The organism is Listeria grandensis (assembly GCF_014322885.1).
Taxonomy (GTDB): domain Bacteria; phylum Bacillota; class Bacilli; order Lactobacillales; family Listeriaceae; genus Listeria_A; species Listeria_A grandensis.
Map to the genome: position 1 here is coordinate 409598 of NZ_JAASUG010000002.1, position 15868 is coordinate 425465.

Consider the following 15868-nt stretch of genomic DNA (forward strand, 5'->3'; position numbering starts at 1 on the left):
CTCATTATACAAATTCCGAACATTTCTGACAAGTGCAGGGCAATTAGTCGATTTTTTAGCCACTTCTGGTGTAGAATATAGACAGGATAACGAAAGGAGTAGGATGCAAAATGATGAATGGATATGCACGATTAAATGACCCTTTTACAAATAAAGGCACGGCGTTTACAGCTACAGAACGCGCAGAATGGGGCTTAGATGGCTTGATCCCAGCGACAATCGAGACATTGGAACAGCAGGCAGCGCGTGTCTATACGGCTTTACATAAAAAAACAACACCCCTCGAGAAACATTTGTTTTTGATGACGCTTTACAGTGAGAATCGGACGCTATTTTATAAAGTAGTGATTGATCACGTGACGGAATTGATGCCGATTATTTATACGCCGACGATTGGAGATGCAGTGATGCGCTACCATGAAAACTGGGAAAATCCGCAAGATGCGCTTTTTTTGCAGGCAGATAGTATGGTTGATTTGGTATCCATTTTCCAGAACAATGTTCCGAACCATGAGAAAATTAAGATGATTGTCGTGACGGATGGGGAAGGTATCTTAGGAATTGGCGATTGGGGCTTGAATGGCGTCAGCATTGCAATCGGAAAACTGGCTGTCTATACGGTTGCGGCTGGACTTGCGCCAAATTGTGTCTTGCCGATTGTCATAGATGCTGGCACGAATAATGAAGCCTTGCGCACCGATGCCAGCTATTTAGGAAGTCGGACGCCACGCTTGGAAACACCCGCCTATGATGCTTTTATCGCCCGCTTTGTGGCTGCTGTCAAAACTTGTTTTCCAAAAGCTGTGCTTCATTGGGAAGATTTTGGGCGAGATAATGCGAGTCGAATTTTGGAGACATATCGTCAACAATTATGCACATTTAACGATGACATTCAAGGAACTGGCGCAATGGTCGTTGCTGCAGCACTAGCTACTACACGCGTCTCTAAATTACCGCTGAGCGAGCAACGGATTGTGATTTTTGGCGCTGGAACGGCGGGCATCGGTATCGCGGATCAATTGGTCGCGGAAATGGTCGTGAGTGAAGGCTTGACCGCCGAGCAAGCAAAATCACGTTTTTATATGGTGGATCGTCCTGGCTTAGTGACCACGGATTTACCAGACCTTACTTCTGGACAGCAAAAATACGCGCGTGATGCTGGCGATTTTACCCAGAAGTTAACGGACTTACTCGCAATTGTGCAACACGTGAAACCGACGATGCTGATTGGTTGTTCTGGCGTAACCGGTGCTTTTTCGGAAGAAATCGTACTGGAAATGAGTCGCCATATAGAGCGCCCTGCCATTTTGCCGTTGTCGAACCCTACGAAGCTGGCTGAAGCTACGGCGCATGATTTAATTACTTGGACAAAAGGCAAGGCGCTTGTTGTGACGGGGAGTCCTTCTGAGCCTGTTTTGTTTGATGGAAATACCTATTATATTGGACAGGCCAACAACGCGCTACTCTATCCCGGACTCGGTCTCGCAGCAGTGATTACAGAAGCACGCGAAATTACGGATGACATGTTGGCAGCTGCCAGTCACGCGGTTGCGACACAAGTTCGCGATGTTAACACGATTGGTGCCGCTTTACTCCCGCCGATTGCGACACTACGCGATACATCACATGCCGTTACGCTAGCCGTTACTCAGAAAACCATCGAACTTGGACTAAACAAACGAACGATTTCGAATCCGCTGGAAGCTGTCAATGACGCAATTTGGCTTCCTCAATATAAGGAGTGAACGCCCATGTTGGATACGCGATTAAAAAAACTAGTCACCGATGGCATTGTGCCTGGCATTTCTTATGCAATCATCACACCTCAGCGCACAAAACAACACGTGATTGGTAGGAAACAACTAACCCCTGAAAAAGTAATATTAGAACCGGACGCAGTGTATGATATCGCCTCTTTAACGAAAGTAGTGGCAACAACAACCCTCGTTTTGCAACATATCGAAGCAGGAAACTTGCAACTATCCGACAAAGTGTGCGATTTTCTGCCAGATTTCAGGTACCCCGAAGTCACGATTTTGCAACTTTTAACGCATAGTTCCGGCTTGGCAAAAAACATTCCTGCGTACACCATCGCGTCAAAAGAGGACGTCTATCGTTACTGCATCGCGACACCGCAACCCAATCCTGCGGGAACTGATGTGACCTACGCCGATGCTAATTTTTTACTTCTCGGTTATATCGTTGAGCAACTTGGTGGTGATTTAGAAACACAAGTCAAACGCAATATCCTGACGCCACTCGCTCTGCGGCACACGGGCTACCATCCCGATTCACCGCTATCCTGCGTCCCAACCGAAGATCACCCAGATCGCGGTGTCATCACAGGTATCGTCCATGATTTTAAAGCGTGGCAAATGGACGGCGTCGCAGGACATGCTGGCTTATTCAGTAATCTCCCAGACCTCATTCATTTTACAAAAGCACTACTCCATGATGGCGAACCAATTCTCAGCCAAGAAAGCATCGCCAACATTGCCAAAAACTACACATCAGGGTTAAACCGTTCACGCGGCCTCGGCTGGGATCTAGTCCCGTCTACGGATCATTTCGCCATCTACCATACCGGCTTTACAGGAACGTTCATCGTCATTGATTTACAACAAAAAACGGCGCTGATCGCCCTCACGAACCGCGTTCATCCAAGCCGTGACAATGCCGTTTTTCTAAAGCGTCGTGACGAAATCGTAGAACAATTCATGCAAGATTTAGGAGGAAAAACATGACAATCGAAGAATATTTAGATGACGTAGCACCCGATAAAAAAGAAGCTTTTGCCAAACTCATGCACGTAGTAGATGCCCACATTCCAGCTGGTTTCGAAAAAGAAATCCAGTACGGCATGCCTTCCTACGTCGTTCCAAAATCACGCTATCCCGATGGCTACCACTGCGATTCGAATCTTTCGCTTCCCTTTTTCGCCATCGCAGCACAAAAACAACACATCGCAGTCTATCACATGGGAATTTTCGGCGATGAAGCCCTCTTACAATGGTTCCAAGCCGAGTATCCGAAACATATGACAACCAAGCTCAATATGGGCAAAGGCTGTATCCGATTCACCAATCCGAAGAAAATTCCGTACGAACTCATCGGCGAGCTAGCAAGTAAAGTCACAGTAGACGATTGGATTCGACAATACGAAACAACCATTAAAAAATAAAAGGATATCTAAGCTATGATGAACCTGTCATAACTTAGATATCCTTTTTTACACTATGAACTATCCCAAAATTCCTAACATGGAGAGAACCATCCCAATAACCATAATTGCCAATATGATAGCCACTGCATTCCTAGCATTTTTCTTTTTTAATAATAGATAGATTAATATAGTCGCTAATAATGGAAAGAGATTTGGCATGATGCCATCAATCATTTCTTGCACCTTAAAGGTAGACTTCCCAACAGAATACTCAATTGGAGTCTTTATTTTAACAGTAGAAACGATGAGCGAACCAACTACCATCATTCCGACCACATTTCCCATCGTCGAAACTCTTCTTAAAATATTATTACTATTATCCCCTGTTAATAATGCCGATCCTTTTTTATAACCTAAAAACAAGCCTTTGTATTTTATCGGCCATATTGTGACACTAAACAATAACAGGAAAAGGATAGGTCCAAGAGGGTTTCCTTCAATAGCTAGACCTGCACCAATACTCATATAGATAGGCACAACCGTCATGGCAAGCAAACTATCTCCCAGTCCCGCAAATGGCCCCATCAAGCCAGTTCTCACAGAAATAACAGGCTCTTTTTCTGTTTCTTCTGTCTGTTCTTCCATCGCCATTGTTATCCCTAAAATCGGCCCATACACATACGGATTGGTATTAAAAAATTCCAGATGCCTTCTAATAGCTTCTACCCGTTCTTCCTTTGGCCGATCTGCATAGATTCTTTTTAACGCTGGAACTACCGAGTAATATGCGCCAAGAGCTTGCATCCTTTCGAAATTACTCGAAGCCATCAAAAAATTAGACCGGATAAACGCTTTATTTAAATCAGATTTAGTGATTTTTTTTTCATGTAACTCATTCATTAAAGATCATACTCCTCATCTACTGTTGTATTCACAGGCTTTTTATGCTCGTCATCTTTGTTAATGATTAGATCGTATAATACCGCAAAACAAATACCTATTATGGATATTGCGATTGTCCCTAAATCTAGGTATGCTGCAAATACAAATCCTAAAAGTAAAAATATCCACATGTTTTTACCCATCATCATCATTAGTAACATCCCCATACCGACTGCCGGAATAATACCAGCTGCAACAGTTAAGCCATCAAAGACTTGCTCTGGAATAAACTTTAGCGCTGATTCGACTGCGGGTCCACCGAAATAAGAAGCTACAAATACAGGAACCGCTCCAGCAACAAAACTTAAAGGAATCCCTAATAAATTATAACGTGCTACCTTATCAAAATCTCCTGTTTCTACAGCCTTGTCCGCTCTATGAATCCAAATAATATTTAACGTGTTAGTTAGCATGATGATCTGTTGACAGAGTAGTGCCGTTGGAATAGCAATCGCTAGCCCCGTTGCAAGCCCACCACCAGACATAATAGCTATCGCAACACCAATAATGGATCCCGTAGCTTCATTGGGCGGTATATAAGCTCCGATAGCAGAATTAGCCAACCACATCATTTGTAATGTGCCACTGATAATTAAACCCGTCGTTATATCTCCCATAATAATACCAGCCACAGATCCCGCTATGAGAGCTTTTGGAGTACCGAACCAAAAAGTTCTTTCATCAACAGTACAAATTCCAGCCCATAAAGCTAATAAGATACATTCAAAAAGCATCAATTACGCCTCCTTTCCTAACAACTCAGAAAGGAGAATGGGTTTGTCTGAAGGAATCATTTGAACTGATATATCAACATTTAATTCTGATAATTTCATCAAATTCGCTTTGTCTTCCTCGGTTAAAGAAATGGATTTGGTGTATTGTTTTCGGTCAGGCGTATACTTCATTCCACCCAGATTTAATTTTGAAAAATGCACCTCGCCTAGCCTCAGCTCCAATACATCTTTTGGATTGGTCAATAATAACAGTGTCTTTCTCTTTATCTGCGTCTTTTTAGTTATTTGAATAAACTCCTCCACCCCAAAAGTCCTAACATTTACATCTTGCGGTGCCATCAGATCAAATACTGATTTTTGAACCTCGTCATTCGCTATTTTATCGTTAATAATTAATATTTGCTCAATTTCTTTTTGCTTTACCCACGTTGTCACTACTTGCCCGTGAATCAAGCGATCATCAATTCTTACTAATTCAATCCCCATCTTAGAGCCCACCTTCCATTACTTTGTTGTGTTTATTATTTTTAAGCTCCATCCAGCTTAATTTAGCTGTTTTTTCCATAATTTTTTTGATTGCAACATACTCCTGATTTCTAGATGTAGATAACTCCAACAAAACTGGTAAATTTAATCCCGAGTAGGCAGCGATTTTTTCTTCTCTGTATTTAATCAACGTGGCCATAGCTGCATTACTCGGCGTTCCACCATAAATATCACAAATAATAATGGCACCTTTTACGTGATCTAATTTTGTATAGGCATCATCCATTCTTTTTGTGAAATCTGGCAAATCTTCTCCAGGGTGCAATGAAAGAGTGGCAATATTAGCTTGCTGCCCAACAATCATCTCTAAACTATGTAATGCCTCCTTCGCAAAATCTCCATGACTGGCTAAAATTAAAGCTATTTCTTCGTTCATTTAGCGTTCTCCCCCTCTTTGTTATAGTAAAATCAATTCCGAACGACAGACGATTTTTGTCATCCCCCCCTCGTCACTAACTGGTAGCAGATCGTTAATTCGTGAATGCCTTCTACAGACTTTCCTTCTTGTGCCATAATTATTTGTTCTTCATTTTCTTTTACTACATAGTCAAGACCTATTGGCATGTTAACCTTAACAATATATGTGCCTGCAGACCGTTGTTTCCACACCAAGCTTATTGTACCGTAATTCGACTCGATTTTCCCGCTAACATCTTTCAACCCGTCAGCAAAAAATGGTTGAATCGTTAGAAAGCTATGATTTTCATTTAACGCCAGGCCAACTAAATCCTGAATGAACCATGCGCTAAACGAGGAAAACATCGCATGATTAATGGATGACTCTTCTTGACCCGCAGTAGTAGGCGTCACAGGAAAATATTCACTAAGAACCCGATTTCCGCTTTCTAGCATGCCTTGGTAGCTTGCTTCGGAGTCCAGTGTTAACCAGCTATAAATATTCGCATTTTGCTCTAATGTTGGCAATATGTCATACGCCCATGACATACCAAAAATTCCCATCGTCAAAATCCACCGTTTTTCTTCAAGTAAGGTTAGCAAATTATTCGCTACCAGCTCTTTATTTTCGTCAACTAATTGACCATATAATGCAAAAATGTAACTCGATTGCGTACCAGAAGCAAAAAATCCTGCTTCATGATAAAACGCTTCCACAATCCTATCCTTTACAGTCGCTATTTTGTAGCGCAATCGTTCTATACGAGTGTTGTCTTGATTCAGTTTTTCAAATAAACGCAGATACGATTGCAAAATAATGGCATACATGGTAGCCGTGCAGAATAGTTGATCTGGGGTGTGTACCTTACTATTTTTGATAATTGTGTCACTTGAACCCCAATCTCCTAAACAACAATATTTAATGTAATCGTAATCAAAGCTTAGTAAATAATCTATATGCATTTCTAACTTGCTTTGATGTGACTTAACAAATGAAATTGCTTGATATTTAGTCAGTAATGCCTGCGCAATTTCTGGAAAAACTAACTGCCAGCCAATAGAACCTACACCGTTAGAAGGTCCGTGAGTCATTATTCCAACATAGGGAGCTGTTTGAGTAATCCCGCCATGAACCGTCTGATTATTCGCAAAATCAATAAAAACCTTTTCCAATAAATTTCTCACATCGAATGAGGCTACTTGTGAATTCAGTAAAGCTACGATATCCCCACCGTAACCGAATCTCTCCCGCGAGCAATCTTCAAAGTAAGAATGTATATTGTTTAATTTCGTATTAATCCCAGCTTGCCATAACAGATTCAATTGCTGATTAGATGATGTAAATGCTGCTATTTCTTCTAAATCAGTATGAACTTTGTAGGCGACTAAATCGCTGATCAACTGATCTGGAAAATCTTCAAAACCCTCTGCCTCGATTTTTAAATAGCGAAAAGAATGGTAGGTATATTGATTTTCAAAGTGAAGCGTTCTGTTTTTCGTTTTGTGGATACAATCCACTTGAATGATGGGATCATCGTGACTTATTTGGCCTTGTCCGTGATTCATGCCATAGACTCCACTAATGCTTGTAGTAAAATCAAGCTCACCATCGGCATCCACTTTTTCAGCATAGCTCACCTTTAATGTTCCTAAAAATGATGGACTAATATCCATAGAAATTTGCCCCGAAATCAATTCAGCCACGTCATAGATTTGCACATTTCTCTGCTGCTTCATCAGTTTTGGCCTAAACTTTTTCTTTCGTCTAACTTTAGGTATCTTACTTGGCATTAATTGACCACTTGGACCATGAATAATAACTGTTTCTGCTTTTCTCCTTTCATTTGTATCAACATAAGTCTCCCCAATATAGATGTCATTAGCCAACAAATGACCAAACTTCGCGTGCCAGTCTGAGTCTGTGTTTATCGTTTCTGTCTCGTTGTTTCCATAATTTATGGTTAGCTGAGCTAAGAGACATGGCCTCCCAACGGCTAAATGTTTTCGAATGTTGTACTTACCTAAAATATGAATAGGCGCTGGATTATACCAACCATTTCCCAATTCCACTTGAATCACATTTTCACCTTGAAGAAGATAGTTACTAATTTCAAAAGTATCGTAGTAAACCATGCGATCATAATTCGTTACGTCACTCGTAAGATATGAATCATGTACACGCTTACCATTAACCTTTAACGTATAATAACCCAATCCCGAAAGATCCATAAAAGCAGTTTGCGGCTTTTTTTCTACTACAAATAAACGTTCTAAAATAATGGTTCGTTCTTCTTTAAAGTATTCGTACTCTTTTTGAATCGGATTATCTAAGCGAGTAATCCAACCAGCAGCGCCGATATGTGGATTACTTGAATAGAACTCTTTTTCTAATTCGATTACTCGACCATTCCCATCTTCAATGAATAATTTAACAGTAAATTGTTTCCTACTTGTGTACGCTAACTGAGATGGGAGGTGAATCCACGCTATCTTCTTTGCCTCCTCTGGCTTTTCTTCTTGATACACGCACTTCCCATCATGAATGACTTCTAATCGGTAATGCTTTTGCCAAACAGTCTCCCTGCTCCAATCAATTACTATTTCTGCATGGACATCGATGGCGAGCGGTGTGTTCAAACCATTTATTTTCACCCTGTTTATTTTTTTCAAATTCAAACCTCTCACTTTTCGTTATTTTTAAATCCTCTGAAAATCGATGTAATATATCATTTCATGCACTGCCGTATTACAAATCATTGACATTTTCAGATGAAGGAATTAAAGTAATGGTAACGCTAACAAATTAATTGTAGCAAAAACCTCCATGCTTTATAATATCATTTTACGACAAATTAACTAACCGTTTTTTACATAGAAAGGATTTTATGATGAAAAAAAGCGAAATAAATAGTTACCTTCACCAATTAAGTGAGCGAGAAGAACTATATAAAAACAATCTAGCATCTGAATCCATAGATGATTATGCTGATTTTGATGTGTACACAAATCATGCGGGAAAATGTGTTTTTAAATATACGTTTGAGAAACACTTGCAAAAGGCTATTGAGTCACACACTCATATATCAACACACCTGCACAGTTCCCCGCTTTTAGTATTTAAGCATAATCGTTATGCATATACACCTTTACATTCTCATGATTTTATCGAGATCAACTATGTCTACAGTGGACAGGCTCATATCACCATTGACGATACTACACTTATATTAGAAAAAGGAGACTTATGTATTTTGGATACGGACGTAGTACATCGAATCTCCAATACTTCCGATGCTGATATTTTAGTTAATATTTTAATGAAAAAAGAATATTTCTCCTCTAATATGTTAAATCGTCTGGCTTCTAATAATATCATTGCAGAATTTGCTGTTCGATCCATTTCTGAAACGCATAGCCATGACCAATACATTATTTTCACTACCGGAGACAGCGAAATACTACAAGATGCGATCAGTGGCTTATTAGTCTATTACTTGGATCCCGTATCCTACTCGCTAGATGTTATCAATGCTTACATGATTATCATTTTCTCTGAGTTATTAAAGTCCTATACACAAAAAAAATCACTTGAATGCCGTAGTTCCAATCAGCAGTACATTGGCGATATCCTTCAATACATTGAAAAAAATTACGCAACATGCTCGCTAACAGATGTCGCAACCTACTTCAATTTTAATGCTAGTTATCTAAGTCGCTATCTAAAAAAACAAACTGGTACAACCTTCATGAAAATGATTCAAGACATACGCCTCAACCATGCTTGTGTATTGCTGAAAAATTCAACTTATTCTATCGAAGAAATTTGTCAGCAAATAGGTTATAGAAATCTCACTTTTTTTTATAAAAAATTCACTTCAACCTTCCACTGTTCCCCAAAAAATTACCGAACTGCCCATAGAGAACAAGTAGAAAAATAATTTTTATTGTTTTGTTATCTATCTGTTTCCTTTCTAAGAAAGATCGTTGCATTCAACCGCACAACTTATCCTTTGTACAAAAAAAGAAAGGCAGAGATAACTCTCTCTACCTTTCCAGATTAGCGCAATGCTGCGTTTATTCCAGCTAAGCGCCCAGTCACAAGTGCACACGTAATATTATAGCCACCCGTGTACCCGTTAATATCTAGTATTTCACCACAGAAAAATAAACCAGGCATCAACTTCGATTGCATTTCTTTCGGCGTAATTTCCTTCACAGATACACCGCCACCCGTCACAAAGGCCTTCTCAAAATCAAGCGTTCCACTCACTTGGAATGTGAATTTCTTCAATGTTTCGATGAATGCCTGCCATTTTTTCTGCGCCACCGAAATACAATCTGCATCGCTATCAATGTCCGCACGCTCCAATAAAAATAATAACATCCGCTCTTGCATCACCGATTTCAACGCATTTTTGACGGCCTTTTTAGGATTGTCTTTCACAAGTCCCATCACTTCTTGCTCCAACTCGCCTTTTGATTTATCTGGAAAAAAGTCAATCATCATAGTCAATTCATCCACATCGAATTTCTTCAAGCCTTGAATCACGAACTGGCTACAGCGCAATGCTGCTGGACCTGATACGCCGAAATGCGTGAAAATCATATCCATTTGATGCGTAATGATTGGTTTTCCTTTTGGATTTAGGACCGAGAGCGCGACATCACGCAGAGAAATACCTTGTAGTACCTTGCTCTTAATGAAGGATTCACGTGATGTAATCGGAACCTCTGTTGGATATAATTCCGTAATCGTATGGCCTGCCTCTTTTGCCCATGCATAACCATCTCCCGTTGAGCCTGTCCGCGGTACAGATTTCCCACCAACTGCCACAATCACAGCCGGCGCACCGATTTCTTGGCCATCCGCAAGCGTAATGCCCACAACCTCTTTGTCCTGATAGTTTACACGCTTTACAGGCGTTTTCATATAAATTTTTACGTTCAGCTTATCAAGCCGCGAAATCATCGCATCCGCCACCGAACGCGCGCTGTCTGTCACAGGAAACATCCGCCCATGATCTTCTTCCTTTAACGCCACACCCAATTTTTCAAAAAAGGTGATGATATCTTCGTTGTTAAATTCCGCAAACGGACTGTACATAAAACGCCCATTTCCCGGTATATTTTTGATGATCTCATCCGCAGGTTTGCGATTCGTCACATTACAGCGACCACCACCGGACAAAATCAATTTCCTGCCTAATTTGGGTCCTTTTTCAACGAGTAAAACCCGCTTATTCTTCTCAGCCGCAGCGATTGCAGCCATTAACCCCGATGGCCCACCACCAATTACTATCACATCAAAATCCATCATATCCCATCCTTTTCCCCATCAAAAAACGCCCATTACAGAGCGCTTTTTAAAACTAATTTCGATTCATACCTGTGAAAATTAAGATTAATCTCAAAAGTTCCAGAACAGCTACAGCCATTGCTGCAACGTATGTCATTGCCGCTGCACTCAACACTTTTCGAGCTTGCGGTAATTCGTCTGATTCAACAAGTCCTAATTGGTTAATTTGCACGAGCGCGCGTTTAGAAGCGTCAAACTCAACTGGCAAAGTAATCAATTGGAACAAGACACCGATCGCCATTAAAACAATACCAATTAACATCAGGCCTGGTATTGTCGCCAACATCCCGATGATTAAGAACACCCATGAGGCATTCGAACTAAACATTGTAATTGGAACAAGCGCCGAACGAAAACGCATGAACGCATAATCTTGCGCATCCTGAATCGCGTGCCCTACTTCATGCGCCGCGACAGCAGTACCCGCAATCGAACGACCATTATAGTTTGCAGAAGACAAGAAAACAGCTTTCTTACGCGGGTCATAGTGATCACTCAACACGCCGCCCGTTTCTTGAACAGGCACATTATGCAACCCATTCGCATCTAAAATTTGGCGTGCCACCTGCGCACCTGTTAACCCTGTTCGAATCGCTACCTTTGAGTAATGCGAGTATGTGCTCTTTACACGATACTGCGCCCACAAAGGAATTAGCGCTACGATTAAAAAATAAATAATATACATCTGAATACTCATATGAACTCGTCATCCTCCTACACCTAACTTATTACCTTAATTATAAAGGAGAAAACGCCAAACCTCAACCACTTTTAAGCTTCATGAGGAAATTCTAATTTAAACGCATTCTTCTTCAGTGTTTTTTCATAAACCGTCCACAATACAAAGATGGTCAGCCAAAACGTCCAATAACCAATGGTCGTAATGTACTGATCGAGCCCACCATAGATCGGCATCTGCCCAAATAAGTAGTCGATCACATCATTATGTAACACCCAAATCGCCGCAATCGCAAAATGACCAAACTTAATGCGATAAAATGGCGCATAAACGAGCCCTTGTATAGCCATCAATCCATGTGAAGTGAGCAACATCAGGCTCATCATATCGAGGAAGCCAAGATTCATCATGTACGCGATATTCATTCCCACAGCCCAGAGTCCATATTTTACTAAACACACAAACGCGAGCGCCTCCATCAACGGCCAATGCTTTTTCGCAAGCCACGCCATCAATACAAACACAAAAAATAAAATGGCTGTTGGGCTATCCGGTACAAAAATCCAAAACCGCGGTTCCGTAATTTTCAGTTGCGGCATATACCAAATGTATCCATACACCGCTCCCAATAAATTAACAATGAACAGCAGCCGTAAAAATGATCTGTTCCCTAAGTATCGATACATCTTGTTCCCCCATTCCAAGCACTCTTTTTCCATCATACCAAAGTTCGAACTAAAACTGAAACAAAAAACACCTGCCAGCAAAGACAGGTGTGCTACAAACTAACTATATTGCTTAAACTGTTCCATCAGGATTTGAAATCGCTCTTCGTCATGCGCATCTAGTGCCTCATCGATTTCTTGCAACAATTTCTCTTTGGAAAAATGCTCGACAACGGTATCTAAAAATTGGGCCGCCATTTTCCTTTCTTTATCTGTAATAAGCAATTCTTGGAACGGGTTATCTTCTCGGACAAACGCATAACGTGGCGAAGTCAACGCCTCTGGGAAATGCAACTGAATATAAATGTCCTCATCCCAATTCAAACGAATATCATGAAACGCCTTCTCTGGATCGGTCGTCACAATATTCCCTTTAAAGAAACGAAACGGCTCGTCATCCACTCCGAGAGAAGTGAGCACAAGTCCACGAGGGCAACCTTCTGCATTATCAACGAAGTGAACGTATTTCATGATTTGATCGTGCCCAGCAATATAATTAAGAATCCACATCGATTCTCTAATCTTCATTTGATGCTTATTTAACAGCCATCTAACAAATTCCTTCTTATCTTCAATGCTAATTGATGCTTTCATATCACTCACTCCTTCCCATCAAAATGGGGATTAATAACCTAATAAACTTAAAATTTCTTCATCACCTGGCTCCATCGTCAAATACTGCGCCAACACTTGCTCTGAATTAGCAACATCGCCATCTTCACGCAAGAACAAACCATATTCTTTCAAGAACGTCGCATTTCCCGCAAAATGGGGATGCGCCAGTTCATAGTTTTCTTTTGCTTTATTATAGAGATCTAGTTCCTGATATGCAACACTTACGTCCCAGAAAATTTGCGGTTCCGTCACAATTTCTCGTTCCAGCGACGCCACAAGCTCCACAACACCCTCATAATCCGCTTTCTTCAGCAATATCTTATTCACTTCTAAAATTGCCTCAATAAACTCTGGATCAAGCGCAATCGCCTGACGGAAATAATGTTCCGCATCTTGTGTACGGTCATTTTTCCACGCCAATTTCCCAGCTTCAAAAAATAGCTCTTTATTAAATTCATCCTGCTTCAAGCCATCCACCAAGGCATCCAGCGCCTTTTCCGGTTCGCCATTTTCCTCATAGCTTTTCGCAAGATACGTGTAAAGCGTCGTAAAACCAGGATCATGTTCCTGCAACTGCTCTAAAGCCGCAATCGCCTTCGTGTAATCCTTCGCCTGAAAACTCGTCAAACCGAGCCCAAATAACGTATTCACATCGACTTGTTCCGCAAGCGCCTTCTCATAATAACCCATCGCCTCTTCAAAAGAACCACTACTCGCCAAGCTCTCCGCAATCCGCTCAAAAATTTGACTACCTGCGATTTCTGTCATACCCGCGTCAAGCACAGCCTGGTAACTTTGTACTGCCGAAGCAAATCGTGCCGTAGACAAGTAAAATTCACCTAGCGCAAAATCGATCACTGCCTCATTTGGCAACAACGATTTCGCCTGTTGTAGCTTCGCCTCCGTCACTTCGAAAAGTCCTTGCATTTGATACAGGTCCGCTAGCACCAACAAGCTCTCTGGATACGCATCATCTTGCGTGTGAACCTGTTCCAAATACTCCATCGCAGCCTCTATGTCATCTTTTTCAATCGCGACCTCAGCAGCCCTGACTAACAGCTCGCCTTCATCTTTATATTTCGCTAATAAAAGTTCATACAAATCTTCCGCTTCCTCTAAGAAACCAAGCTGCATCAACTGTTCGGCCAACCAATATTGCTCCTCATCTGTTCCATCTTGTAAGGCTTGCTGAAAATATTTCTGTGCTTCCGGCAAATTCTCCTGCTCTAAAGCCGCTAACATCTGCTCTGCAAATTTCATCGTCCATCTCCTCACATCTCACTCGCATTTCGTAGGCTTATTATAACGGAAAGGTCAAAACAAGTCAAACAGTCTTTCTCACATACTCCACTCATTTACTCGCAAGTTCCATCCAATCAAACAATTCCCATACAAAAAGAACATGTGCAAAATCTGCACACATTCCTCATTCACTCAATATAAAGAAGTAACATCTTCAAAAAATGTTGGATAGGAAACCTTGACGGCATCCGCATCTAAAAGCGTCACATCCGAATCCGCTAAGAGCGCCGCAATTTGCAATGTCATGCCCATACGATGATCGCCATATGTTTGGACTGTTGCACCGTGTAATTTCTGCTGTCCTTCGATAATCATGCCGTCCTCAGTTCCAACAAGCACTATGCCCATTTTCGACAACTCCGCTACAACAGCATCGATGCGATTCGTTTCTTTCACTTTCAACTCTTCGGCGTCTTTAATAACGGTCCGCCCGGTTGCTTGGGATGCCAATAACGCGATTACAGGAAGTTCATCAATAAGTCGCGGAATAATATCGCCACCAATCGTGATACCTGTTAGATCGCTCGTTTCCACGGTAATCGTTCCAGCTGGTTCATCACCAACCGCGCTCGTTTCTTCCACGGTAATTTTTCCGCCCATGGCTTTTACAACATCGATAATACCCGTACGCGTTGGATTAATGCCCACGTTTTCCAGACGAATTTTACTATTTGGAACGATCAAACCGGCAACGATGAAAAATGCAGCAGACGAAATATCTCCAGGAACAACCACGGTTTGTCCGCTAAATTTCTGACCGCCAGAAACACGAATGGTTAAATCGTCGACCTCGATCTTGCCACCAAATTGACGAATCATCTGCTCGGTATGATCGCGTGTTTTTTCTTTTTCGATAATCGTTGTTTCGCCTTCTGCTTGTAACGCCGCAAAAATAATAGCACTCTTTACTTGGGCACTCGCAACAGGAAGCGTATACTCGATAGGTTTAAGCGTCGTACCGGTTACTTTCACCGGCGCAAAATTTGCTTCTTTTGCCTCGAAAACAGCACCCATTTCGCGAAGTGGTGTCATCACGCGCCCCATCGGACGTTTAGCAATCGACGCATCCCCTGCTATGGTAGCTTCAAACGCGCGCCCTGCTAAAATGCCTAACATCAAGCGAATCGTTGTCCCAGAATTACCCACATCGAGCTTTTCAGTTGGTTTTTGTAAGCCGTCCCAACCTTTTCCATGTACCACAATTTGGTTTTCAGACTCTTCAATCGACACACCAAGCGCGCGGAACACGCCAATCGTGCTCAGGCAATCTTCCCCTTTTAAAAAGTTGGTCACCGTCGTTTTCCCTTCTGCGAGTGCGCCAAACATAATGCTTCGGTGGGAAATCGATTTATCTCCAGGAACGCGAATCGTCCCATGTAATCCTTGTTTATTCGTCACTAACTGCATCGT

At 41.5% G+C, this 15868-nt stretch carries 15 protein-coding genes; 4 read left to right on the plus strand and 11 right to left on the minus strand.

Annotated features, from left to right (window positions below; translation table 11 throughout):
- Positions 1-110 precede the first annotated feature (110 nt).
- From HCJ54_RS04545 to HCJ54_RS04555, 3 genes are read left to right on the plus strand one after another with little or no spacing between them, the layout of a single operon-like run.
- Positions 111-1745, plus strand: coding sequence for an NAD-dependent malic enzyme (locus tag HCJ54_RS04545; RefSeq protein ID WP_187136782.1), 1635 nt, complete (start codon positions 111-113; stop codon positions 1743-1745).
- A 6-nt stretch (positions 1746-1751) separates the two neighbouring features.
- Complete coding sequence (locus HCJ54_RS04550) at positions 1752-2744, plus strand: serine hydrolase domain-containing protein (RefSeq protein ID WP_187136783.1); 993 nt, start codon at positions 1752-1754, stop codon at positions 2742-2744.
- A complete protein-coding gene (locus HCJ54_RS04555; RefSeq protein ID WP_187136784.1) occupies positions 2741-3181 on the plus strand; it encodes a DUF1801 domain-containing protein in 441 nt (146 codons plus the stop codon). Before HCJ54_RS04550 ends, HCJ54_RS04555 begins: the two co-directional genes overlap by 4 nt.
- Positions 3182-3241: 60 nt before the next feature.
- Here HCJ54_RS04555 and HCJ54_RS04560 read toward each other — a convergent pair whose 3' ends face one another.
- The 5 genes from HCJ54_RS04560 to HCJ54_RS04580 are packed head-to-tail and all read right to left on the minus strand — an operon-like array spanning position 3242 to position 8451.
- Positions 3242-4063 carry a PTS system mannose/fructose/sorbose family transporter subunit IID gene (locus tag HCJ54_RS04560; protein ID WP_187136785.1) on the minus strand — a complete coding sequence of 274 codons (822 nt, stop codon included), beginning with the start codon at positions 4061-4063 and terminating at the stop codon, positions 3242-3244.
- On the minus strand, positions 4063-4839 hold the full coding sequence (locus HCJ54_RS04565; protein WP_187136786.1) for a PTS mannose/fructose/sorbose/N-acetylgalactosamine transporter subunit IIC: 777 nt from the start codon (positions 4837-4839) through the stop codon (positions 4063-4065). Before HCJ54_RS04565 ends, HCJ54_RS04560 begins: the two co-directional genes overlap by 1 nt.
- Positions 4840-4842: 3 nt before the next feature.
- Positions 4843-5325, minus strand: a complete 483-nt coding sequence (locus tag HCJ54_RS04570; protein WP_187136787.1) for a PTS sugar transporter subunit IIB — start codon at positions 5323-5325, stop codon at positions 4843-4845.
- Between the two features lies 1 nt (position 5326).
- Positions 5327-5761, minus strand: coding sequence for a PTS sugar transporter subunit IIA (locus tag HCJ54_RS04575; protein WP_187136788.1), 435 nt, complete (start codon positions 5759-5761; stop codon positions 5327-5329).
- Positions 5762-5820: 59 nt separating this feature from the next.
- Positions 5821-8451: an alpha-L-rhamnosidase-related protein gene (locus HCJ54_RS04580; RefSeq protein WP_187136789.1), complete on the minus strand. Its 2631-nt coding sequence runs from the start codon at positions 8449-8451 to the stop codon at positions 5821-5823.
- A gap of 215 nt (positions 8452-8666) precedes the next feature.
- On the opposite strand from HCJ54_RS04580, the gene HCJ54_RS04585 reads away from it, so the two are divergent.
- Positions 8667-9719, plus strand: coding sequence for an AraC family transcriptional regulator (locus HCJ54_RS04585; RefSeq protein WP_187136790.1), 1053 nt, complete (start codon positions 8667-8669; stop codon positions 9717-9719).
- 119 nt (positions 9720-9838) lie between these two features.
- Here the strand turns inward: HCJ54_RS04585 and HCJ54_RS04590 are convergent, their stop codons facing one another.
- The 6 genes from HCJ54_RS04590 to aroA all read right to left on the minus strand — a co-directional run bounded on the left by HCJ54_RS04590 (position 9839) and on the right by aroA (position 15865).
- Positions 9839-11095, minus strand: a complete 1257-nt coding sequence (locus tag HCJ54_RS04590) for a BaiN/RdsA family NAD(P)/FAD-dependent oxidoreductase (protein WP_187136848.1) — start codon at positions 11093-11095, stop codon at positions 9839-9841.
- 55 nt (positions 11096-11150) lie between these two features.
- The gene (locus HCJ54_RS04595) at positions 11151-11834 is read right to left on the minus strand and encodes a zinc metallopeptidase (RefSeq protein WP_036064396.1); all 684 of its coding nucleotides are present in this window, start codon (positions 11832-11834) and stop codon (positions 11151-11153) included.
- Between the two features lie 74 nt (positions 11835-11908).
- Entirely contained in the window at positions 11909-12502 is a 594-nt protein-coding gene (lhaT, locus tag HCJ54_RS04600; RefSeq protein ID WP_187136791.1) for a lipoprotein heptaprenylglyceryl N-acetyltransferase LhaT, read from the minus strand.
- 99 nt (positions 12503-12601) lie between these two features.
- Positions 12602-13135, minus strand: coding sequence for a ReoY family proteolytic degradation factor (locus HCJ54_RS04605; protein ID WP_036064390.1), 534 nt, complete (start codon positions 13133-13135; stop codon positions 12602-12604).
- A 30-nt stretch (positions 13136-13165) separates the two neighbouring features.
- Positions 13166-14416, minus strand: a complete 1251-nt coding sequence (locus HCJ54_RS04610; RefSeq protein ID WP_187136792.1) for a tetratricopeptide repeat protein — start codon at positions 14414-14416, stop codon at positions 13166-13168.
- Between the two features lie 174 nt (positions 14417-14590).
- The gene (gene aroA, locus HCJ54_RS04615; protein WP_187136793.1) at positions 14591-15865 is read right to left on the minus strand and encodes a 3-phosphoshikimate 1-carboxyvinyltransferase; all 1275 of its coding nucleotides are present in this window, start codon (positions 15863-15865) and stop codon (positions 14591-14593) included.
- Positions 15866-15868: the final 3 nt, after the last annotated feature.